This is a genomic window from Sphingobium sp. WTD-1 (assembly GCF_030128825.1).
In the GTDB taxonomy this organism is placed as follows: Bacteria; Pseudomonadota; Alphaproteobacteria; order Sphingomonadales; family Sphingomonadaceae; genus Sphingobium.
In genome coordinates this window covers 3,989,181-4,008,561 of record NZ_CP119127.1, presented here as the reverse complement: position 1 = coordinate 4,008,561, position 19,381 = coordinate 3,989,181, and the positions used below count along the sequence as shown (strand labels likewise).

20 protein-coding genes are annotated in these 19,381 nt (G+C 63.8%); 9 read left to right on the top strand and 11 right to left on the bottom strand.

Going from position 1 to position 19,381, the window contains the following annotated elements; all coding sequences use genetic code 11:
• Positions 1–29 precede the first annotated feature (29 nt).
• Entirely contained in the window at positions 30–902 is an 873-nt protein-coding gene (locus N6H05_RS19930; RefSeq protein WP_284111341.1) for a TIGR03619 family F420-dependent LLM class oxidoreductase, read from the top strand.
• 57 nt (positions 903–959) lie between these two features.
• Here N6H05_RS19930 and N6H05_RS19925 read toward each other — a convergent pair whose 3' ends face one another.
• Together N6H05_RS19925 and N6H05_RS19920 are read right to left on the bottom strand one after the other, a co-directional pair.
• Positions 960–2,363, bottom strand: a complete 1,404-nt coding sequence (locus N6H05_RS19925; RefSeq protein WP_284111340.1) for an aromatic ring-hydroxylating oxygenase subunit alpha — start codon at positions 2,361–2,363, stop codon at positions 960–962.
• A gap of 104 nt (positions 2,364–2,467) precedes the next feature.
• Positions 2,468–3,469, bottom strand: coding sequence for a DUF7064 domain-containing protein (locus tag N6H05_RS19920; protein WP_284111339.1), 1,002 nt, complete (start codon positions 3,467–3,469; stop codon positions 2,468–2,470).
• Between the two features lie 130 nt (positions 3,470–3,599).
• Here N6H05_RS19920 and N6H05_RS19915 point away from each other — a divergent pair, with 130 nt between their 5' ends.
• The 4 genes from N6H05_RS19915 to N6H05_RS19900 are packed head-to-tail and all read left to right on the top strand — an operon-like array spanning position 3,600 to position 6,422.
• Positions 3,600–4,592 carry a DUF7064 domain-containing protein gene (locus N6H05_RS19915; RefSeq protein WP_284111338.1) on the top strand — a complete coding sequence of 331 codons (993 nt, stop codon included), beginning with the start codon at positions 3,600–3,602 and terminating at the stop codon, positions 4,590–4,592.
• Positions 4,553–5,131, top strand: a complete 579-nt coding sequence (locus N6H05_RS19910; protein WP_284111337.1) for a hypothetical protein — start codon at positions 4,553–4,555, stop codon at positions 5,129–5,131. The genes N6H05_RS19915 and N6H05_RS19910 overlap by 40 nt, the downstream gene beginning before the upstream one ends.
• A gap of 17 nt (positions 5,132–5,148) precedes the next feature.
• Positions 5,149–5,439, top strand: a complete 291-nt coding sequence (locus tag N6H05_RS19905; RefSeq protein ID WP_284111336.1) for a DUF1330 domain-containing protein — start codon at positions 5,149–5,151, stop codon at positions 5,437–5,439.
• A gap of 41 nt (positions 5,440–5,480) precedes the next feature.
• Positions 5,481–6,422, top strand: a complete 942-nt coding sequence (locus N6H05_RS19900; protein ID WP_284111334.1) for an NAD-dependent epimerase/dehydratase family protein — start codon at positions 5,481–5,483, stop codon at positions 6,420–6,422.
• A 17-nt stretch (positions 6,423–6,439) separates the two neighbouring features.
• Here N6H05_RS19900 and N6H05_RS19895 read toward each other — a convergent pair whose 3' ends face one another.
• The 4 genes from N6H05_RS19895 to N6H05_RS19880 are packed head-to-tail and all read right to left on the bottom strand — an operon-like array spanning position 6,440 to position 10,477.
• Positions 6,440–7,267 carry an enoyl-CoA hydratase/isomerase family protein gene (locus N6H05_RS19895; RefSeq protein ID WP_284111333.1) on the bottom strand — a complete coding sequence of 276 codons (828 nt, stop codon included), beginning with the start codon at positions 7,265–7,267 and terminating at the stop codon, positions 6,440–6,442.
• A gap of 48 nt (positions 7,268–7,315) precedes the next feature.
• Positions 7,316–8,299 carry an alpha-ketoacid dehydrogenase subunit beta gene (locus tag N6H05_RS19890; protein ID WP_284111332.1) on the bottom strand — a complete coding sequence of 328 codons (984 nt, stop codon included), beginning with the start codon at positions 8,297–8,299 and terminating at the stop codon, positions 7,316–7,318.
• A 7-nt stretch (positions 8,300–8,306) separates the two neighbouring features.
• A complete protein-coding gene (locus N6H05_RS19885; RefSeq protein WP_284111331.1) occupies positions 8,307–9,290 on the bottom strand; it encodes a thiamine pyrophosphate-dependent dehydrogenase E1 component subunit alpha in 984 nt (327 codons plus the stop codon).
• A 20-nt stretch (positions 9,291–9,310) separates the two neighbouring features.
• Positions 9,311–10,477, bottom strand: a complete 1,167-nt coding sequence (locus N6H05_RS19880; RefSeq protein WP_284111330.1) for an acyl-CoA dehydrogenase family protein — start codon at positions 10,475–10,477, stop codon at positions 9,311–9,313.
• Positions 10,478–10,661: 184 nt separating this feature from the next.
• Here N6H05_RS19880 and N6H05_RS19875 point away from each other — a divergent pair, with 184 nt between their 5' ends.
• The gene (locus tag N6H05_RS19875) at positions 10,662–11,504 is read left to right on the top strand and encodes an SDR family NAD(P)-dependent oxidoreductase (RefSeq protein ID WP_284111329.1); all 843 of its coding nucleotides are present in this window, start codon (positions 10,662–10,664) and stop codon (positions 11,502–11,504) included.
• On the opposite strand, the gene N6H05_RS19870 is transcribed toward N6H05_RS19875, so the two are convergent.
• Genes N6H05_RS19870 through N6H05_RS19850 form a run of 5 tightly spaced genes read right to left on the bottom strand, consistent with a single transcriptional unit; the run spans position 11,501 to position 16,190 of the window.
• Positions 11,501–12,586 carry a DUF7064 domain-containing protein gene (locus N6H05_RS19870; RefSeq protein WP_284111328.1) on the bottom strand — a complete coding sequence of 362 codons (1,086 nt, stop codon included), beginning with the start codon at positions 12,584–12,586 and terminating at the stop codon, positions 11,501–11,503. The two genes, N6H05_RS19875 and N6H05_RS19870, sit on opposite strands and share 4 nt — an antisense overlap.
• The gene (locus N6H05_RS19865; protein ID WP_284111327.1) at positions 12,583–13,092 is read right to left on the bottom strand and encodes a hypothetical protein; all 510 of its coding nucleotides are present in this window, start codon (positions 13,090–13,092) and stop codon (positions 12,583–12,585) included. Before N6H05_RS19865 ends, N6H05_RS19870 begins: the two co-directional genes overlap by 4 nt.
• Positions 13,093–13,096: 4 nt before the next feature.
• Complete coding sequence (locus N6H05_RS19860; RefSeq protein ID WP_284111326.1) at positions 13,097–14,152, bottom strand: phosphotransferase family protein; 1,056 nt, start codon at positions 14,150–14,152, stop codon at positions 13,097–13,099.
• Positions 14,149–15,363 carry an Rv3169 family protein gene (locus N6H05_RS19855; RefSeq protein WP_284111324.1) on the bottom strand — a complete coding sequence of 405 codons (1,215 nt, stop codon included), beginning with the start codon at positions 15,361–15,363 and terminating at the stop codon, positions 14,149–14,151. Before N6H05_RS19855 ends, N6H05_RS19860 begins: the two co-directional genes overlap by 4 nt.
• 47 nt (positions 15,364–15,410) lie before the next feature.
• On the bottom strand, positions 15,411–16,190 hold the full coding sequence (locus tag N6H05_RS19850) for an SDR family NAD(P)-dependent oxidoreductase (RefSeq protein ID WP_284111323.1): 780 nt from the start codon (positions 16,188–16,190) through the stop codon (positions 15,411–15,413).
• A gap of 92 nt (positions 16,191–16,282) precedes the next feature.
• Here N6H05_RS19850 and N6H05_RS19845 point away from each other — a divergent pair, with 92 nt between their 5' ends.
• From N6H05_RS19845 to N6H05_RS19835, 3 genes are read left to right on the top strand one after another with little or no spacing between them, the layout of a single operon-like run.
• The gene (locus tag N6H05_RS19845; protein WP_284111322.1) at positions 16,283–16,831 is read left to right on the top strand and encodes a VOC family protein; all 549 of its coding nucleotides are present in this window, start codon (positions 16,283–16,285) and stop codon (positions 16,829–16,831) included.
• 35 nt (positions 16,832–16,866) lie between these two features.
• A complete protein-coding gene (locus N6H05_RS19840) occupies positions 16,867–18,243 on the top strand; it encodes a phosphotransferase family protein (RefSeq protein WP_284111321.1) in 1,377 nt (458 codons plus the stop codon).
• The gene (locus tag N6H05_RS19835; protein ID WP_284111320.1) at positions 18,240–19,376 is read left to right on the top strand and encodes an epoxide hydrolase family protein; all 1,137 of its coding nucleotides are present in this window, start codon (positions 18,240–18,242) and stop codon (positions 19,374–19,376) included. Before N6H05_RS19840 ends, N6H05_RS19835 begins: the two co-directional genes overlap by 4 nt.
• Positions 19,377–19,381: the final 5 nt, after the last annotated feature.

Genomic DNA, 19,381 nt, shown 5'->3' with positions numbered 1-19,381 from the left:
TCCCTTTCCGTTTGAGGCGGAGAGACGCGATGCAATATTGGCTGCATATACATAATACCCCGCCCGAGCAGGGATTGGTGCTGGCCGAACTGGCCGAACAGATCGGCTTTGAAGGCGTGCTGGGCGACGATCACTGGTTCCTGCCCGCCGGTTCGGGCGACCATGATCCCAACGAACGCGCGCCACTGCCGATGGACTATGTGTTCCCCGACATCTTTGCCTTTGGCGGCGCAGTTCTTGCGCGGACGAGCCGGTTGAAGTTCGGTTCCTGCATCATGGTGCTGGCCAATCGGACCAATCCCTTTCTGGTGGCGAAGGCGGCTGCGACCCTCGCCCGGATCAGCGGCGACCGCTTCGTGATGGGCGTGGGCACCGGATGGATGCGCGACGAATATGACATGGCCGGTGTCGACTGGAAAACGCGCGTGCCGCGCACGGTCGAGATGATGGAAATCCTGCGCAAGCTGTGGGGGGAGGGGCCGGTCGAGCATCATGGCGCATTTTTCGATTTTCCGCCGACCTTTGCCGAACCGCGCCCGGCGGCGCCCATCCCGATCTATATGGGGTCGGTCGCGCCGGCGGCATTGCATCGGACGGGCATGGTCGCTGATGGCTGGATGGGGATGACGACCAAGCTGTCGGACCTGGCCGGGCAGATCGCGCTGATCGAGGAAGGCCGGCATGATGCGGGGCGGACGCATCTACCGTTCCAGTATATGGTGGGCCTCGCTCGTAACGAAGACGGTTCGCTCCCTTCGCGCGATGATTATCACAGGGCGGCCGAACTGGGCGTGACCCAGCATCATGTCGGGCCGATCGACCATGCGCTGGGCGTGCTGCGGTCCAGCTTCGACGACAAAAGGCGGTTCGTCGAGGATTTCGCCAACCGGGTTATGCGCTGACCCGATGAAGGGGCGCCGGGCTATATGCCCGGCGCCCCTTTTACGGACAGGCGTTCGTCAGCGCGCGATGTCGCGATCGATCAGTTCGTGCCAGGCCTGGATCATGCCCTCCTGATAGGCGCCGAGGCGCGAATGGGGCGCGGCGGGATCGGCGGCCTTCAGGCCGCGCTGCACCAGCGGCAGATTGCTCATATCCTGATCGAAGATCATGCCCAGGAAGCTGTAGGCCGGTGCCATTGCCGCGATGCTCTCATGCTCGCCAATCTCGATCATTTCGGCGGCGGGTGGGCGCGGTTCGCCCTCGGGCCAGGGCATCAGCAGACGGACGTCGAAATAGCAATAATCGGGGTCGGTCTCGTGCGGCAGGAACTGGTAGACGAAGGGCACCGCTTCCGACAGCCACAGGGTGAAATGCGGGTAGAGGAAATAGAGCGAGCTATCGACCATCACCGCGTCGGGCTGACTGTTGGGGCGGCCATAGGCATCCTGATAGACGTCGCGCGCCCATTGGCCGACCTGGGCGCGAATATCCTTGTCGGGATCGAGATCGGGCATGGCAGCATTGGGATAGTGCCAGACCTGCTGCACCTGCGCGAAGGCCATGCCCGCCGCGAGTGCGGTTGCCGATGAATCCGCATGCATGCTGGGCACGGCCGACGGCACCGCCTCGCGCCCGACGGCGCCCATCGGCGTGGTGAAGATGTCATATTGCGACTGGCTGTCGCCGGTGAAGGGAACGCCTTCGGGATGGGTGGCGTAGAGATGATAGGATTCCTGGAAGGCTTCCTGTGTCGCCTTCCAATTGGCGTGGACCAGCTTGCGGAAGCGCGCCTTGGTATAGCGGTTCTCCGGCTGGAAATCGCGGAAATGCTCGGGCATCGGTCCCAGCGCCTCCAGCAGCGGCCCGGCATCCTTGTCGGCATTGATGAAGAGGAAGCCGCCCCAGCGGTCCAGCTTCACTTCGGGCAATGATCCGTTGAGGCGGGTGATGTCAGGGAAATCCCAATGGCTGGGGATACGCTTCAGCCGGCCGTCCACATTCCATTCCCAGGCATGATAGGGACAGCGGATCGTCTCGGCCGATTCCTTCTTTGCGCAAAGCATGGTGCCGCGATGCAGGCAGCTATTGTGGAAGGCCTTGAACTCATCCTCCCCTGACCGGACGATGAAATAGCTGTGCGGGCCGACCTGGAGGGGAACACGGTCGCCGATATCGGGAATATCCTCCTCGCGGCAGGCGAACAGCCATTGGCGGGTCCAGATCTTGTCCAGTTCCAGCTTGAAGAAGGCCGGGTCATGATAGCGGGCATAGTCGATTTCGCGGCGATCGGGCTGGTGGTCGCCGCGCGCGGCCATGGCGGCGTTATTGCCCACCGAGTCGCGATCCCATAATTCGCCCAGCAGCGGTCGATCCTTGCTGCCATAGCCGCGCACCACGTCGCGCGTCAGGGTGGTTGCCATGCTACTCTCCTTGTCGGCGACCTTCCCGATCGCGTCATTCGTATGCTAGGATACTATACCGATTGCGCGCCCTGTTCAAGGCCGATCAAGGCGCGCGGCCGGGGTCAGGCTTCTGCCTTGTGCATGCCGGGAATGGTGCGCTCGTAGCAGCCATAGCCGGGGATCGCCCCATTCAGCGTCAGCGTTACCGACTGTTCGTCCAGCACCAAGGTCGGCCCCGGATCGCTGGCATAGACGCCGACATATTGGTCGTTGGGCGACACCAGCGACAGATAGGAACTGCCATGATAGCCCGCCGTGTCGATGGTTAGCGTGCCATTGGCATAGCGCAGGACGAAACGGATCGGCGCCTCGTCCTGGCCGACATGCTCGCATCGTTCGATCGACACGATCTCCGCATCGAAACCCTGATTGCCTTCGTAGACGATGGCTTCGGAGAAGACGACCTTGCCGTTGCTTTTGGTCTTGGCGTCGAACAGCATGAAACTGATGCCATTGTCGAAATAGCCTTGCAGCCATTGATGGCTGTGCAGGTCGACATTGTCGCGCGCGCCCAGACTATGGTCGCGATTGGCCATGGCGTCGAACGCGAAATCCTGTCCGTCGATCCGGAAGCTGCCGGTCAGGCGACCGGGCTGTTCGATATGGCCGGCGGGCAGGAAGTCCTGCAGGCTGCCGACCTTGTGCAGATCCCATATGTCCGCGTCGGACTCGAAGGTCAGGTCGAAGGTCATGGGACTACGCCGCCCGTCGCCGACGATGCCGTCCAGCATCTGCCTGGCGGGGACGCGCATCACGCCGCCATTGAAGCTGTAGGCCAGCTTGCGGCCGGGCTCGAGGATGCGGATGGCGAAATGCGGTCCGCCCGGACCGTCCGGTGCCGACCGGGCATTGCCGATCGCGCGATGGGCGATCACCGTATCGTCGGGCAGGCGGATGATGATCATTTCGCGGAACATGGTGAGGTCGTGGCGCCAGCGGCCCATATGGAACCAGAAGCCGACGCCGCTTTTGGGATCATAGCCCGCGAGGCAGAAATTCTCGCTCCAGTTGGCGATGTCGGGGAAGGGCCCTTCCCATGGTGTTTCCTTGACCGGTACGTCCACTTGCCTCTCCTTGGCTGAATGATTGGTCGGGCCTTGAACCCGATCACAATAAAAGGTGCTAGCATATTGTTTGCCAGCGTCCTATCATGCCGTCAAAGCAAAGTTGCACGGAACAGGATGGGAGAGGCGCGTGTCCGACACGGACTGGAACAGCAATCTGGGCGGCGGCTTTGGCAAGCATGTCGCGACCGACGAATATTTCCATGGCACCGGCGAACCGGCCGACTCACTCACGGAAACCTGGTACTGGAATTTCCACATAGCCGAGGCGGCGATCAACTGTTTCGCCTATTGCTGGGTGCATCCGACGCTCAAGGTCGTGACGTCGGGGCTGATGATTTATCAGGGGCACAAGGCGAGCCATCTGGCCTGCGAACTGTTCGAGTTCCGCGATTTCATGTCGATCGGCGTGATCGGCGACGGCAGCGACATCCAGTTGCCCAACGGCCTGCGGGTGCAGACGATCGTGCCGCTGGAGCATGTCCGCCTGACCTTCGACGATCCGCAGCGTGAAACACGCGTGGCGGTCGATATTCGCGGCGTCGGCGTGCCGATCATGCGCGCCAACAACAAGCATTTCGAGCAGGTCATGCATGTGACCGGCGATCTGCTGCTGCGGGGGCAGGCGCACAAGGTGGATTGCCTGGCGGTGCGCGACCGTAGCTGGGCCGAACCGCGCCCGGAAAATCATAATCCCGCGCCGCCCTATACCTGGGTTACCGGCACCTTTGGCGAGGATTTCGCCTTCAATGTGGGGTCGCATGACGACCCGGATCGCGATCCCGACTGGAAGGGCGTGATGGCGGCGCCGACCCGGATCTTCAACGATGGCTGGGTCGTGGTGAAGGGCGAGCAGCGCCGGGTGGTCAAGTCGTCCAAGCTGACGACCCGTGGCGGCGACCGGCAGAGCCCGGTTACCCATGATTATCAGTTCGAGGATGACAAGGGCGATCGCTACAGCATCAGCGGGCGGCTGATCGCCCAGACCGACTGGGGTGGCTGGTCGAACATGACCTGTCATCTGGGCCTGGTCGAATGGGATTGGGACGGGCGCACCGGCTATGGCGAAAGCCAGGAAGTCCAGTGGAACGACTATGTCTGGAAGATGGCGCAGGCACGATGACGGGCGTGCGCATCCTGGCCTGGGTCGTGATTGCCATCATGGCCGCGAACATGGCCAATGTCGCGATTAACAGTGGCTTCGACCATGGCGCGGGCTTCGACACCTTCCTCGCCGGCGCAGCCGATCCCTGGCAGTTGTTCATCAACAATGATCTGGTCACCGGCCTGTTGTTCATGGTCGGCTGGATCATCCTGCGCGAGCGGGGCGGGCGCGGGCTCGACACGCTGGCCTGGTGCTGGATGGTGATGTGGTGGGGCAATATCGTGGTCGCCGCCTATGTGCTGCGTGCTGTCGGGCAGGCGGACGGCGACTGGCGCCGCTTCTTCATCGGGCGCTTGGCCGGGGTGGTGCCGGCTGCGCCGCTGTCCTCCATGATGCGCCTGCTGTGCGGTGTGGCGGCACTGGGCGTGCTCGCCTGGACCGCGCGCGGCCTCCTCGCCACCGGCGGCGCCCCGATCGCGATATTGGGCTATCTGCTGGGGTTCACCCCGGTCGTGCTGACGCTGGCGCTGCTGGCCGTTCCGGCCAGGCAGGCCTGAAATCAAGGGAGGCGGGGATGCCGGCCTATATGGTGGTGGATGTGCGCTATGACGATCTGGACTGGACGCAGGCCTATCGGCGCGACGTGCCGGCCATGATCGCGGCCCATGGCGGCCGCTATCTGGCGCGATCCTCGCCGGTCGAGCGGCTGGAGGGGGCGGGGGAGCCGCCCGATACGCTGGCGATCGTCGAGTTCCCGACCATGGCGGCGGCCCGCGCGCTGCTGACCAGCGTCGAATATCAACCCTATGCCTGCGCCCGACAGGCTGGCGCGCGCACGCAAATCTATCTGCTGGACGGCCTGTGACGCGCCTATGCGGCGCCCCTTTTAACGACGGGTGATGCGAGATGAAGGTCCTTATATTCGGGGCGTCCGGCTATGTCGGTAGCCATGTCGCCAGGCATCTGGTGCAGAGCGGTCATGCGGTCAGCGGCGTTGTCCGCACGGAAAGCAGCGGCCGGATCGTTGAGGATCTGGGCGCGACCGCCATTCAGGGCGACATGTCTGATCTGGCCGCGATCATCGCCATGGTCCGGGACCATGATGCCGTCATCTGGGCGGCGCAACTCATGTTGGAAGACGAGTTGCGCGTCACCTCTGCCTTGATCGATGCGCTCGCCGGCAGCGATCGTCCGCTGATCTTCACCAGCGGCACCAGCCTGATGTCGATCCCGACCGGGGGCGACTGGGACGAACGCAGCTTTGCCGAGGACGACCCCTTCGAGCCGCGCCGCCAGATCGCGCCGCGCCTGGAGGCCGAACAGATTGTTCGCCAGGCCGTCGATCGCGGCGTCAGGGGCATGGTCATCCGCCCGCCCCTGATCTGGGGCAATGGCGGATGCCGGATGATTGCCGACTTCTATCATTCGGCGCGACAGACCGGCGCGGTCTGTCACATCGGCCGTGGCCTCAATGTCTATTCCAATGTCCATGTCGATGATCTGGCCGAACTCTATCGGCTGGCGCTCGAAAAGGGGCGCGGCGGCGCGCTCTATTTCGCGGTCAGCGGCGAAGTGTCCTACGGCGTCATGGCGCGGGCGATCGCGGACAGTTTGCAGGTCGAAACGCGCAGCGTGACCGTCGAAGAAGGCTGCGAGATATGGGACCGCTTCATGGCGCGCATCGTCCTATGTTCCTGCTCGCGGCAACGCTCGCCCCGCGCCCGTGAGGAACTGGGGTGGAAGCCGCGGGAGGACCGGTTGGATATATTGGAGGAGTGCCGCAATCCCGCCTATGCGCTGGACGCGGCACGGTCGGTGCCGTCCTGGGTCCGCCCTGGCACATCATGACAAGGGAGCGCGCCGGTTCAGTCCGTCTGCACCTGCGTTGAGGGAAAGAGGGCAGGGCGTTTTTCGATGAAGGCGCGCACGCCTTCGCCGAAGTCGGGATCGCCGACGCAGGCGACGATGCCGGCGGTTTCGGCGTCCAGTATCTCGGCCAGCGTGCGCGACGCGGCGGCATTGGTCATCGTCTTGGCGAGCATGATCGCGCGCTGGGGCGCCTGGGCCAGACGCTTGGCCATCTTCATCGCCTTGTCCTCCAGCACATCGGCCGCCACGACGGCATGCAATATGCCCAATTGCAGCGCCTGGGCGGCATCGACCTTGGCCGCCGTCATCAGCAGCATGCGGGCCATGCGGGTGCCGACCACCTGGGGCAGCACGGCGGTGACGCCGGCATCCGGGGACAGGCCGATTTTCTGGTGGGCAAAGACGAAGAGCGCGCTGTCGTCGCCGATCGCATAGTCGGCCACCAACGGATAGAAAAGGCCGGCACCCGCGGCCGGGCCCCGGACCGATGCAACGATCGGCCGATCGAAGGCGGCGATCGCCTCCACCAGCAGGCGGGCGCGGGGCAGGCGCTCGGCAAAGTCCGCTTGGCGGGTGGCGACATCCTGCTCGATCGACTGGGCAAAGCCGGCTACGTCACCCCCGGCTGAGAACATCCGTCCCTCACCGCGCACCAGAATGCACCGCACCGCCGGATCGGCCTGTGCCGCATGGAACAGCGCCGTCAGTTGCGGCACCGTGGTGCTGGGGATGGCATTGCCGAATTGCGGCCGGTTGAAGGACAGGCGCAAGACGCCTTCGTCCAGATCCACCAGATAGCTTTGGTCGTCGGCCGATTGGATCATGTCATATTCCTTGCGACCCGGCCGCCGTGCGACGGCCGGGGGGATCGGTCAGGCCAGCGCGGCCTTGACGGCGTCGGCGATGCTGTCCGGCGTCGGCGCATGGGCCTGTTCCAGCGGCTTGGAGAAGGGCACCGCGCTATAGGCCGCGCCGACCCGCTGCACCGGCCGCTTGAGCGTGCCCCATAGTTCTTCGGTGATGACCGACGCGATTTCCGCGCCGATGCCGAACTGCTTGACCGCTTCATGGACGATGACGGCGCGGCCGGTCTTGCGCACGGAGGCGAGCACGGTCTCGCGGTCCCACGGCGCGATCGTGCGCAGATCGACCACTTCCACCGATATGCCGTCCGCCGCCAGTTTCTCCGCCACGGCCAGGCTGTGCGTGACCATCAGCGAATGGGCGATAATGCTGATGTCGCTGCCTTCGCGCGCGACCTTGGCCTTGCCGATCGGGATGATCTGTTTGGTCACCGGCGCCGGCGTCCAGTAGCTGGGCAGGTTTTCGATGAACAGCACCGGATCGGGATCGTCGATCGCGCTGCGCATCAGGCCATAGGCGTCGTCCGGGGTGGAAGGCGCCACCACCTTGATACCGGCGGTATGGGCGAACCAGGCCTCCAGATAGTCGCTATGCTGGCCGCCGGTGGAAAAGCCCGATCCCGTCATGGTGCGGATGACCATCGGCACGCCGGTCTGGCCACCCGACATGAAGCGCAGCTTGGCCGCATGATTGACGATCATGTCCATCGGTACGGTGATGAAGTTCATCAACATGATCTCGGCCACAGGCTTGTAGCCGCCGACCGCCGCGCCGATAGCGGCGCCGATGATGGCCTGTTCGGAAATCGGCGTCGACTTGACCCGGTCTTCCCCAAACTTGGTCGACAGGCCCTTGGTGACGCCCATGACGCCGCCTTCCTGCACGTCACCCACTTCCTCGCCCAGGACGAGGACGGTGGGATCGGCGGCCATCGCGTCGTGCAGGGCGAGGTTGATGGCCTCCACGATCGTCATCTTCTTGATCTCGGTCATGACATCCTCACGCAATTTCTTCGGCGAACACGTCGCGCTTCAATTCGGCTAGGTCGGGGAAGGGGGCATCCATCGCCGCCGCCAGCGCCGCGTCGATGCGGGCGTCGATATCGGTCTCGATCGCCTTGAGTTCGTCCTCGCTGGCGATACCCTCGGCTATCAGGCGCGCGCGCAGGATCGGCATCGGATCCTTGGTCTGGGCATCGGCATAGAGATCCTTGTCCATATAGCCGCCGGATTCGCCGAGCAGATGGCCGTTGAAGCGGAAGGTCATCGCCTCGATCAGGGTCGGGCCTTCGCCGGCGCGTGCGCGGTCGATCGCCACTTTGGCGGCGCCATACATCTCGTCGGGATCATTGCCGTTCACGGTGACGCCGGGCATGCCATAGCCGGCGGCCCGCTCCGAAATCTTCTCGACCACGCGCGAATAGGCGATGCTGGTATGCTCGGCGTAGAGATTATTCTGGCACAGGAAGATGACCGGCAGTTTCCACACGGCCGCCATGTTCATGGATTCATGGAAGGCGCCGATATTGGCCGCGCCGTCGCCGAAATTGGCGACCGACACCCGGTTCTTGCCGTCCAGCTTGGCGGCCCAGGCAAGGCCGGTGGCGATCGGCATGGAAGAGCCGACGATGCCGGTGGTTACCATCATGCCCTTTTCCGGACAGGTCAGGTGCATCGGCCCACCCTTGCCCTTGCAGGTGCCGGTGACCCGCCCCGCCAGCTCAGCCCACAGCGCGTCCAGCGGAAAGCCCTTGGCCAGCATGTCGTGGATACCACGATAGATGGTGCAGATATAATCATCGTCGGTCAGGCTGACTGACAGCGCCGAAGGAATGATCTCCTGACCGCGCGGGCTGTAATAGGGCATGACCAGCTTGCCGGCCATCATCTGCTTGATGACGCGCTCGTCATTCTGCTTGATCAGCGCCGCCTTCCTGTAGATTTCCAGAAGCGTTGCCGCATCCGGTTTGGGATAGTTGGACATGGACCTCTCCTTGGTCTTGTTCAGTAGGATTTGGGCAGGTCGAGCACCTTTTCCGCGATGAAGCTGAGGATCAGCTGCTCGGTGATCGGTGCGATGCGCAGCAGAATGGACTCGCGGAACAGCCGTTCGACCTGATATTCGGTCGAATAGCCCATGCCGCCAAAGGTCATCACGGCGCGGGTGCAGGCGTCATAGGCGGCACGGCCACCCAGGAACTTGCCGGCATTCGCCTCCGCGCCGCATGGCTTGCCTTGATCGTAGAGATTGGCTGCCCGCATGATCATCCAATAGGCGGATTCCAGATAGGTCCAGTTTTCCGCCAGCGGATGCTGGATGCCCTGGTTCTGGCCGATCAGACGGCCGAACACCTTGCGCTCGCCGGCATATTTGGCGGCGCGCGCAAGGGCGCCGCGGCCCAGTCCCACCGCCTCGATGCCCACTAGGATGCGTTCGGGGTTCAGGCTGTGCAGGATATAATGGAACCCCTTGCCTTCCTCGCCGATGCGATCCTCTTCGGGCACGAAATAATCGTCGATGAAGGTTGCGTTGGAATCGACCGCATTGCGGCCCATCTTGGGGATGCGCCGAACCTCGACCTGGCTCTTGTCGAGATCGGTATAGAACAGGGTCATGCCGTCGGTCGGCTTCTTGCACTGGTCCTTGGGCGTGGTGCGGGTCAGCAGCAGGATCTTGTTGGCGACCTGTCCCGACGACGTCCAGATCTTGCGCCCGGTGACGCGGTAGCCGCCCGGCACTTTGGTTGCGAAGGTCGAGATGCTGGTGGTGTCGAGCCCGGCATCGGGTTCGGTCACACCGAAACAGGCGCGGTCGGTGCCGTCGATCAAGGGCTTCAGCATCCGCTCCTTCTGCTCGGGCGTGCCGTTCACCACCACCGCATGCGGACCGAAGATGTTGAGGTGCAGGGTGCTGGCCGCCGAATAGCCGCCGGCGCTGCACGCCACTTCATGCATCATGATCGCCGCTTCGGTGACGCCCAGATTGGCGCCGCCAAATTCCTCCGGCATGGTGATCCCCAGCCAGCCAGCGTCTGCCATCGCCTTGTGAAATTCAAAGGGGAAGGTTTTTTCCTGATCGCAGCGCGACCAATATTCGTCATCGAACTGGTCGCACACCTTGCGCACGCTGTCGCGAATGGCCTCATGCTCTTCGGAAAAACTGATGTCCACGCAAACCCTCCCATCTGATCGGCTGGCGGACGTTGCGCGTCGCTCTCGCCTATATAATATGCATGATTACTATATGCTAGTTTGCATATGTCAAGGCTTGCGAGCGGCATTGCGGCCGCAAATCCATTATCGTAATCTAGCATATCATAAGCGCGATCATGCGCTATCGAAAAGGGAGAGGGCGATGACGATATGGGGCAGGAAAAGCTGGTTCATCACCGGGGCATCCAGCGGTTTTGGCCGGTCGATCGCGCGGGCCGTGCTGGCGCAAGGCGGGCAGGTGATCGCGACGGCGCGGGATGTGACGGCGCTGGACGATCTGGTCGCTGCTGGCGATGGGCGCGCCGTCGCGCTGCCGCTGGACGTGCGTGACCCGGAGCAGATCGGTGCCGCGATCCGGGTGGCAGAGGCTCAGGGCGGATTTGACGTGCTGCTTAACAACGCCGGCTACGGGTTCCTGGGCGGCGTGGAAGAAAGCAGCGATGCCGAGATCGCGGCCCAGTTGGACGTCAATTTCTTCGGACCGTTGCGACTGATACGCGCGGCCTTGCCGATGCTGCGGACGCGGGGATCGGCCTATATCGTCAACATGTCCTCGATCGCCGGCTGGCGCGGGCACATGGGGGCGGGTTTCTATTCGGCCTCGAAATTCGCGCTGGAGGGATTGTCGGAATCGCTGGCGGAGGAAATGTCCTCCTTCGGCGTCGGGGTGCTGATCGTCGAACCGGGCTTTTTCCGGACCGATTTTTCGGGGCGGTCGATCGCGGAGCCGGCCAGCCCGCATCCCGCCTATCCGTTCCTGGTCGATATGCGCAACTGGGCCGGCAGCGTGGACGGCGTGCAGCCGGGCAATCCCGATGCGGCCGGGCCTGCCATCTTCGCCGCCATGGACAGCGATACGCCCCCCTTGCGCCTGCTTCTGGGCAGCGATGCCTATGGCTTTGCCGACGACGTGCTCAAGCAGCGCCGCGCCGAGGTCGATGCCTGGCGCAGCCTGTCCGAAAGCACTGATTTCCCGGGAGTCTAAAGCCCGAACTGGCGGATATGGTGACCGCCGAAACTGTCCATCAGGTCGCCATGTCCGGTCAGCCCGTCGCAGGACAATTCCATGAAATGCATGTAGGTGACCAGGTTCTGCCAATACATTTTGGGGATCATGGCGATGGTGCTGGCGGTGAAGCGATGCACCTCGCCCTGATCATCCTCGATATCGACCGCGAAGCCGCGCACCAGCAGGCGACTATCCTCGTCGAACAGGGTGCGGGTATCGATGCGGACCACCGGACGCGCTATGCCGTCGACCGATATCCAGCCGCTGCGCAGGTTGAGGCTGGGCGTGCTGCCGCCCGATTCCCATTTGTTGGCGCCGCTGCCGTCCGCGCCGCCGACATGGCTGTGCCAGTCGGGGCCGAATTCGGCCCCGTCGAGCATGCCGGTATCGATCCAGGCGATGACGAAGCTCTTGTGGATGCCGCCCTTGCCGTCGTCGATCCAGCCGGTCATCCAGCGATAGGGCGGCGTGCGTTCGGGTTCTTCCGGGCGGTTATAGCCCCAGGACCGGTCGCGCATATAATGGCCGTCGATCCTGTAACTTTCGCCGTCAAGCACCAGTTCGCCTGAAGTCTTGAGCAACTGGGTGAAATGCTTGCCGCCGGGGCGTCCCACGGGGGGCAGCGCAGCGCGATAGCGCAGGCGCAGCGCGAAATTGCGGCTCGGGTCATCCGCCTCGATCAGGATATCGTCCAGCGGATCGATGATCCGCGAATGATAGGTCATCGATCCGGCCTGGACCGTGAAGTCGGCTATGTCCGGCACGGCGGGCAGGTAGAGATGTTCCTTGAAATAGTCGGCCGCCAATTGATGCGGCAATATCCGTTGCCCCTTGTGGACGAAGATGTGCAGCGACATCGTGCCCAGGGCATGGTGCCAGAGCAGGTAGATGTTGCAGTTGATCGCATGCTCGGGAATGTCGAAACCATAGAGATTGGTCTCGATCGCGGTGAAATGCGCGTCCGGCCCCACGGGATGGAGATAGTCATCCGCCGGCAGTATCGGCGCGAACGGCACGCTGGCGCCGACATAGGAACTGGTCCTCAGATTGCCGGTCATCGTCTTGGCCCCTTGTCTTCAAAGGCAGGATGGATCAGCGCGCCCTCGGCCACGACCTGCGCGGCGAGATAGTCGCGGATGGCGGTGCGGACCGCCTGATAGGCTGGGTCGCGCTGCCGCGCCGCGCGCTGCTGCTGTAGAAGGATAAGCACGTCCTGAATGGCGCCGCCCAGTTGCGCGCTTCGATCGCCCATGATCGCGAGCGAGGGATAGGGCAGGTCTGTGTCGGTGGCATCGGCGAGGACGCCATGGATTGCATCGGCACGGGCACCATCGCCGATCGTCGCGAAATAGGCGGCGATGTCGCGCAGCAAGGCTGTCTGCATAGCAATGTCGTCCGTCAGGATTTGTCCCTCCTGATCGATGCGCAGGGCGACATGGCGCAGCAGATGGCCGATCGTGGCCAGCGCGCTGCGGGCGGTGGTGGTCTGGACCGCCGGTTCGACGACCGCGACCAAAGTCGCTTCGATATTGCGCACGATCTGCACAGCGGAAGGATGGATCATCGGCCTATTCCATATCGACGGAGATGTTGAGCTGGGCAAAGCGCGGCGCGGCGATCGGCGGGGCCATGCCCATGGCGGACGCCAGGATATGCTTGGCCAGATGCTGCACCTCGCTCGCGGTCCAGCCCTGGCGGATATGGGCATCGGCGCGGCGCAGCGACGCGGCCGAATTATGCGACATGATGGCCAGGCGCAGCGCGCGGATAAGTTGATAATATTGCACCGCCTGCGGGATGATCCGAATGCCGGTCAGGTCGGCATAATAGTCGAGCGCCGGACCCAGGCCCCAGAGGATTTCGCCGTTGCGTTCGATGTCGACCAGAAAGCCCTGCATGAAGGCGAAGTCCGATGCCGGATCGCCGATCGTCACTTCCTCCCAGTCGCTGAGCGCCACCAGGTGCTCGTCGCGAAATACCTCCTCGCCATAGCCGTTGGTGCCCTTGCACAGGCTGAGGCAAGGGGCGGGCGGGGCATGATCGGTCAGCCATTCGATCGCCTCGATCAACAGCGGGATCGGCTCGGTCGCCAGCGCCAGATATTGCGCGCGGGCATGGCGCAGCGCGCAGGGGGCAGCATCGGCCTCGTCACGGGGAACGGGTAAACGCTCGCCAAAGCCAAGCGTGAGCCAGTCGAGCGCATGGACGCGGGCAAGGGCGGCTATATGCGCCTTTGCCATGGCGATGCGCAGATCATCATAGGCAGGGTCGAGATCGGAAAAATGGGCGATGTTCCAGTCGCCATCGATCTTTTCGCGGGCATAGAAGGGGCGTTCGGTTCCCGCTTCCCAGAACAGCGCGCGGGCGGTCGGCACGTCGGCATGGTTCAGCCGCTCATAGACGAAATATTCCAGGTCCAGCGGATTGGGGTCGGTGCTGCCGGCCGGGAAATCGCTGCGCAGTACCAGTTCGCGCGGTGGACTGCCGTCCAGCCGATAGGTGACGAAGCGGGTCTCGCGCGACGATCCGCGCGGGAAGCCCTCGACCCGATCCACCACCACCTGTCCGCCCAGATGCGCGGACAGGATGGGGGCCAGTTGCGCCGGCGTGAAGTCCATCGTCATGCGAAACCATAAGGCGCGTAGGGGCCGTTGATGAACAACTCCACCTGAGCCGCGCCGGTGCTGATCGATCCGTCAGGGGCATGGGTGGTGACGCGGGCCAGATATTCGGGGCCATGCACCATGTTGCCGATCGACGTGCCAGTGTTGAAACCCTCCGCTGCCGCCGCGCCGCTGACGGCATAGGGCGTATATTCGAACGGCTGAACAGAATAGTCGCCCTCGTCCCATTCCAGCGCCAGTTCTTCCGACCCGTGATAGGTGAAGAAGGTGCCGCCATCCTTCCAGCTACCGGGAAAGGCGCCCATCGGTTGGACGATCCAGGGCGGGGTTTCGATGTCGAATATCTGGCGCCATTCGCGGCCCTGGATATCGGTCAGGAAAAATCGCGCCTGCTTGAGGATGCGGGTGCCGGGGATGAAGTCCATTTCATGGCGGCCCGATGCCAGTTCGATATCCTCCTCGCCCCAGCCGCGGAAGATGCGTCCGTCAAAGGGTGTCCCGAACACGTCGTTCATCTTGCACTGCACCCCCTGCGCGGTTTCATGCACATGGTAGAAGCCGCTAAAGGGTTCGGTGCGAAAACAGGTCCAGAAGCGCAGGGCGCGTTTGGGGCCGTCATCATTGGCGGGCGGGGGCAGCAGCGCCGGCGACGGCGACAGCGGCGGCCGCGAGGCGTAAAGACCCCAGCTATGGTCGCGCGACCCCGACCAGTTGTCCGGCTCGACTTGCCAGCTACGATCCCGAAACTTGATCCAGCCGCTGCACTTGCCCGGCTGCGAATAGCGGGTCTGATCGGTCGTCCGCCGTCCGCGGTAGGTTGCGGTATGATGTTCCTCCAGAAAGGCGGGTGAGGTGCCTTCCCAGACCAGGTCGAAGCTGAGGCCGCTGCCATGGTCTGCCATTTCCAGCCGGATGCGTTTGAGCGGTTCCTCGATCGTCATCCGATATGGGCCGATTTCGAGCGCGAAATTGCGGCGCCAGCAACGGTTGAACCGCACCGTGATCTGGTAGCCCGCGACATTCAGCAGCGCGCAGCCGCCGATCATGTCGGTATTGGGGTTCACCCGCATATAGGTGCCCAGGAACAGCTTCTCGTCGGCATTGAACACGCCGAACCAATAACCATCGTCCCAGGCATAGTCGGTGGACGGGATATGGCTGAAGCTATGGGGGGCCTGATGCACCGGAAATTCGTCATAAGGGGTCAGCATGGGCGCGGCTCCTGCGCTGGGGGACGAGTGGGACGGCGAAGGCGTGGTCAGTGCGGCGTCAGCCCGCCATCGACGAACAGTTCCGCCCCGGTGACGTAGGAGGCCGCGTCGGATGCCAGGAAGGCGACGACGGCTCCCACTTCCTCGGCATTGCCCATGCGCCCCATCGGGATGGCGTCGCGCAGCGCCTGCACCTGGGGCAGGTCGGCCTTGGCATCGCTGCCCAGCAGCATTTCGGTCGCATGCGGGCCGGGATGGACCGAATTGACGCGGATGCCGGTGCCAGTCTGTGCCAGATGGATCGCCGCCGACTTGGTCATGTTGGCGACCGCTGCCTTGGTCGCCGCATAGCTGGTGGTGATGGCGCTCACCCGCTGGGTCGAATTGGACGCGATATTGACGATCGCACCGCCTCCGCCCGCCTTCATCACGGGGATCAACGCCTGCATGCCGCGAAAGGCGCCGAGCAGGTTGATGTCGAGGATGGCCTGGAAATCGGCGAGGGTCAGATCCTCGATCGTCGCGGCGGTCGCGATGCCGGCATTATTGACGAGGATGTCGATCCGGCCGAAGCGATCGACCGTCGCGGCCACCGCTGCTGCCCAGCCAGCCTCGTCGCGCACGTCGAGCGGGGTGAAATGGGCGTCATGCCCGACGGCGCGCAATTCTTCCGCCGTTGCTTCGCCACGATCGGTCAACAGGTCGGCGATCATCGCCTTGCCACCCGCTTCGCAGATCGCCCAGGCGCAGGCGGCGCCCAATCCGCGCGCACCGCCCGTAATCAGTGCAATTCGGCCATTTAGGTCAGGACTTTTGGTCCGCCGCATCCTCTCGCTCCACTTCGATCAGGCATGAGTCTTTCTCATTGCATAATTAGAGTGCTAGCATATCATATTAATGATAACTAGTGGCAAGGGCCATGACCGGAGAGGATTGCGCGATGACGCTGAAGCCGATGAGCCGTATCAACCAGATTGCCTATATGGTGCCTGATCTGCATGCCGCGATCGACTGGTGGACGCAGGTGATGGGGGTCGGCCCCTTCTTCATCTTCCCGCCCTTCGACGTGACCAAGGGAGACTATCGCGGCCAGGCGCATATCGCCGAATTCGGCGCGGCGATTGCCTATTCGGGTGATCTGATGGTCGAACTGATCGAGCCGCGTGGCCCATCCATCTTCCAGGAATTTCTGGCCGACGGGAAGACGGGCGTCCATCATCTGTGCGTCTTCGCCGATGATCTGGCCGAGGCGGAGCGCTGGGCCACGCAGCGCGGCGGCCGGCGCCTGCAGGGGGCAAGCTTCGCCGACGGCTCGGCCCTTGCCTATTATGCGATGGATGCCGGCGAGAAGGTGATCCTGGAAATCGCCCAACTGACGCCCGCGGTGCAGGGGCTGTTCGCCGCGATCGAGCAGGCGGGCGCGACATGGGACGGGGTGACGAAAATCCTGAGCCTGCCGGCCGCCTGACGGCCTTTCCCCCGAAAGATGGACGAGGCGATCGCATGTCGAATGCTCAATATCTCTGGAGTGTAGCGCGGGGCTTGCGAACGCAGGTCCGCCCCAGCGTCACGGATGCGAGTGCCCGCGACGCGCTGGACAATGGTGTCCGCATCCTGACCAGCGTCGCGAACGCGCTGGAGTGGGATCCCACTGCGGACGGACCGCTGGCGGATACCGACAGGCTGGGGGGACCGCCCGAAAATGCTGCAGCGCATAGGGACACCGGCCGGGCGATCGCGGCTGCGGCGGCTGGGCTGGACGCCGGCCTGCCGCCAGCCATGGCGCGCGATGCGATCGCGTGGGAAAAGGCGCTGCTCGACGCCGTGCTGACCCGCATCGATGCAGTCGAGCGGGCTGGACCGGCATCGGGCGATACCGGCGTCAGCATTATCGATCCGGCGCGCCTGCAAGCCTATCTGCGCCAATTGCCTGGCTGCGCCGATGCCGAGATTACGACCTTCCGCCTGATCGCCGGAGGCCGCTCGCGCCAGACCGCGCTCTTTTCCATAACCGGTGGACGCGATCTGCCAATGGATATGGTGATCCAGCGCGGCATTCCCGGTCAGGCGGGCAGCGCGGCTTTCCTGGGAGAGGCGGCCCAGCATGCCCTGCTGTCGCGCCTCCATGCGGCGGGTATGCGCGTGCCCCGGCCGCTGCTGGTGGAGGAGGCGCTTGGCTGGCTCGATGCGCCTTTCCTTCTGTCCGAGCAGGTTCCAGGCGCGCCGGTGCAGCCCGACTATTGGCTGCCTGCCGACGATGAGCAGGTCGTGCTGGGCCTGGCGCGCGAGATGGCGTTGCTGCATGCTCAGCCGGTCGACGACGTGGGTGAGGGGCTGCATGCGCCGCGGAGCGCCGGCGGGGACTGGCAAGCGGAACTGGAGCAACTGGCATCGGCCTGGACCGACAATGCGCATTGGCCATCGATCACCATGTCGGCGGCGATCGCCTGGTTGCGGGCGCATGTCGGCGATCTCGACGATCGCCGGGCCATCGTCCACAACGACATGCTGTTCCACAACATCCTGGCGCAGGACGGGACTATCACGGCGGTGCTCGATTGGGAGCAATGCGCGATCGGTCACCCCGGCGAGGATCTGGGCTATTGCTATCCCGCCGTGATCGCCGTGACCGACTGGAGCCGGTTCATGCAGGCCTATCGCGCGGCGGGCGGTGCCGACATTCCGCAGCGCCAGATCGATTATTTCGCGCTGCGGGCCGGACTGCGGCTGATGAAGCTGGTGATGGCCGGCGGCCGGGATTCCTTTGAAAAGGGGCTGAGCGACGATGTGCTGGTGGCCAGCGCCGGCGCGCATTTCACCCAGCGACTGCTGCACCGGATCGCGCTGACGCTGGATTCGATTCTGGAGCGCGAGGCATGAGCGCCGTCCGCCCCTTCACCCTGGCGGTGCCGCAGGCCGAACTGGACGATCTGCACCGGCGCCTTGACCAGACCCGCTGGCCGGAACGGGAAACCGCGACGGGATGGGATCAGGGCGTGCCGACAGACCGGCTGCGCGCGCTGGTCGATTATTGGCGGCGCGGCTATGACTGGCGCCGCTGCGAAGCGATGCTCAACGGCTTCGGCCAGTTCAAGACGATGATCGACGGGCTGGACGTGCATTTCCTGCATATCCGATCGCGCCATGACGGGGCGATGCCCCTGCTGCTGACCCACGGCTGGCCCGGATCGGTGATCGAATTTCACAAGGTTATCGGCCCTTTGACCGATCCGCCCGCACATGGCGGTAATCCGGCCGACGCCTTCCATCTCGTCATTCCCTCGCTGCCTGGCTATGGCTTTTCGGACAAGCCCGCAGAAACCGGCTGGGGTGTCGAACGGATTGCGCAGGCTTGGGCCGCACTGATGGATCGACTGGGCTATGACCGATATGTCGCGCAGGGCGGGGACTGGGGATCGTCGGTTACGGTGACGCTGGGGACGCAGGCACCGTCGGGCCTGATCGGCGTCCATCTCAACATGCTGTCGATCATGCCGCCCGATCTGGGGGACCAGCTTGATCCTGACGAACAGCGGGCGGTGGCGGCATCGCGCCATTTTGCTGATGTCGAATCTGCCTATGCCCGGTTGCAGGCGACCCGGCCGCAGACGATCGGCTATGCGCTGGCGGACTCCCCGGTGGGGCAGGCGGCGTGGATTTATGAAAAGCTGCGGGGCTGGAGCGATTGCGATGGCGAGCCCGAAAATATCTTCTCCCGCGACGAGATGCTCGATGCGATCATGCTCTACTGGTTGACCAACAGCGCAGCGTCGTCGGCGCGGCTCTATTGGGAAAGCATGGGCAGTTTCCGGCCGATGAAGGTCGATCTGCCGCTCGGCTATACCCAGTTTCCCCGCGAGATACTGGCGCCGCCACGGCGATGGGCGGAACAGGTTTTTAGCCAGATCATCCATTGGAATAGCGTCGAGAAGGGCGGCCATTTCGCTGCGTTCGAGCAACCGGCCCTGTTCGTGGAGGAGCTGCGAACCTGCTTTCGGCGGCTGCGTGAATGAAACCC

Coding starts and splice junctions, on each gene's coding strand:
- N6H05_RS19930 (WP_284111341.1), top strand. CDS start 30: ATGCAATATTGGCTGCATATACATAATACCCCGCCCGAGCAGGGATTG.
- N6H05_RS19925 (WP_284111340.1), bottom strand. CDS start 2,363: ATGGCAACCACCCTGACGCGCGACGTGGTGCGCGGCTATGGCAGCAAG.
- N6H05_RS19905 (WP_284111336.1), top strand. CDS start 5,149: ATGCCGGCCTATATGGTGGTGGATGTGCGCTATGACGATCTGGACTGG.
- N6H05_RS19900 (WP_284111334.1), top strand. CDS start 5,481: ATGAAGGTCCTTATATTCGGGGCGTCCGGCTATGTCGGTAGCCATGTC.
- N6H05_RS19895 (WP_284111333.1), bottom strand. CDS start 7,267: ATGATCCAATCGGCCGACGACCAAAGCTATCTGGTGGATCTGGACGAA.
- N6H05_RS19890 (WP_284111332.1), bottom strand. CDS start 8,299: ATGACCGAGATCAAGAAGATGACGATCGTGGAGGCCATCAACCTCGCC.
- N6H05_RS19885 (WP_284111331.1), bottom strand. CDS start 9,290: ATGTCCAACTATCCCAAACCGGATGCGGCAACGCTTCTGGAAATCTAC.
- N6H05_RS19875 (WP_284111329.1), top strand. CDS start 10,662: ATGACGATATGGGGCAGGAAAAGCTGGTTCATCACCGGGGCATCCAGC.
- N6H05_RS19870 (WP_284111328.1), bottom strand. CDS start 12,586: ATGACCGGCAATCTGAGGACCAGTTCCTATGTCGGCGCCAGCGTGCCG.
- N6H05_RS19865 (WP_284111327.1), bottom strand. CDS start 13,092: ATGATCCATCCTTCCGCTGTGCAGATCGTGCGCAATATCGAAGCGACT.
- N6H05_RS19860 (WP_284111326.1), bottom strand. CDS start 14,152: ATGACGATGGACTTCACGCCGGCGCAACTGGCCCCCATCCTGTCCGCG.
- N6H05_RS19855 (WP_284111324.1), bottom strand. CDS start 15,363: ATGCTGACCCCTTATGACGAATTTCCGGTGCATCAGGCCCCCCATAGC.
- N6H05_RS19850 (WP_284111323.1), bottom strand. CDS start 16,190: ATGCGGCGGACCAAAAGTCCTGACCTAAATGGCCGAATTGCACTGATT.
- N6H05_RS19845 (WP_284111322.1), top strand. CDS start 16,283: ATGACCGGAGAGGATTGCGCGATGACGCTGAAGCCGATGAGCCGTATC.
- N6H05_RS19840 (WP_284111321.1), top strand. CDS start 16,867: ATGTCGAATGCTCAATATCTCTGGAGTGTAGCGCGGGGCTTGCGAACG.
- N6H05_RS19835 (WP_284111320.1), top strand. CDS start 18,240: ATGAGCGCCGTCCGCCCCTTCACCCTGGCGGTGCCGCAGGCCGAACTG.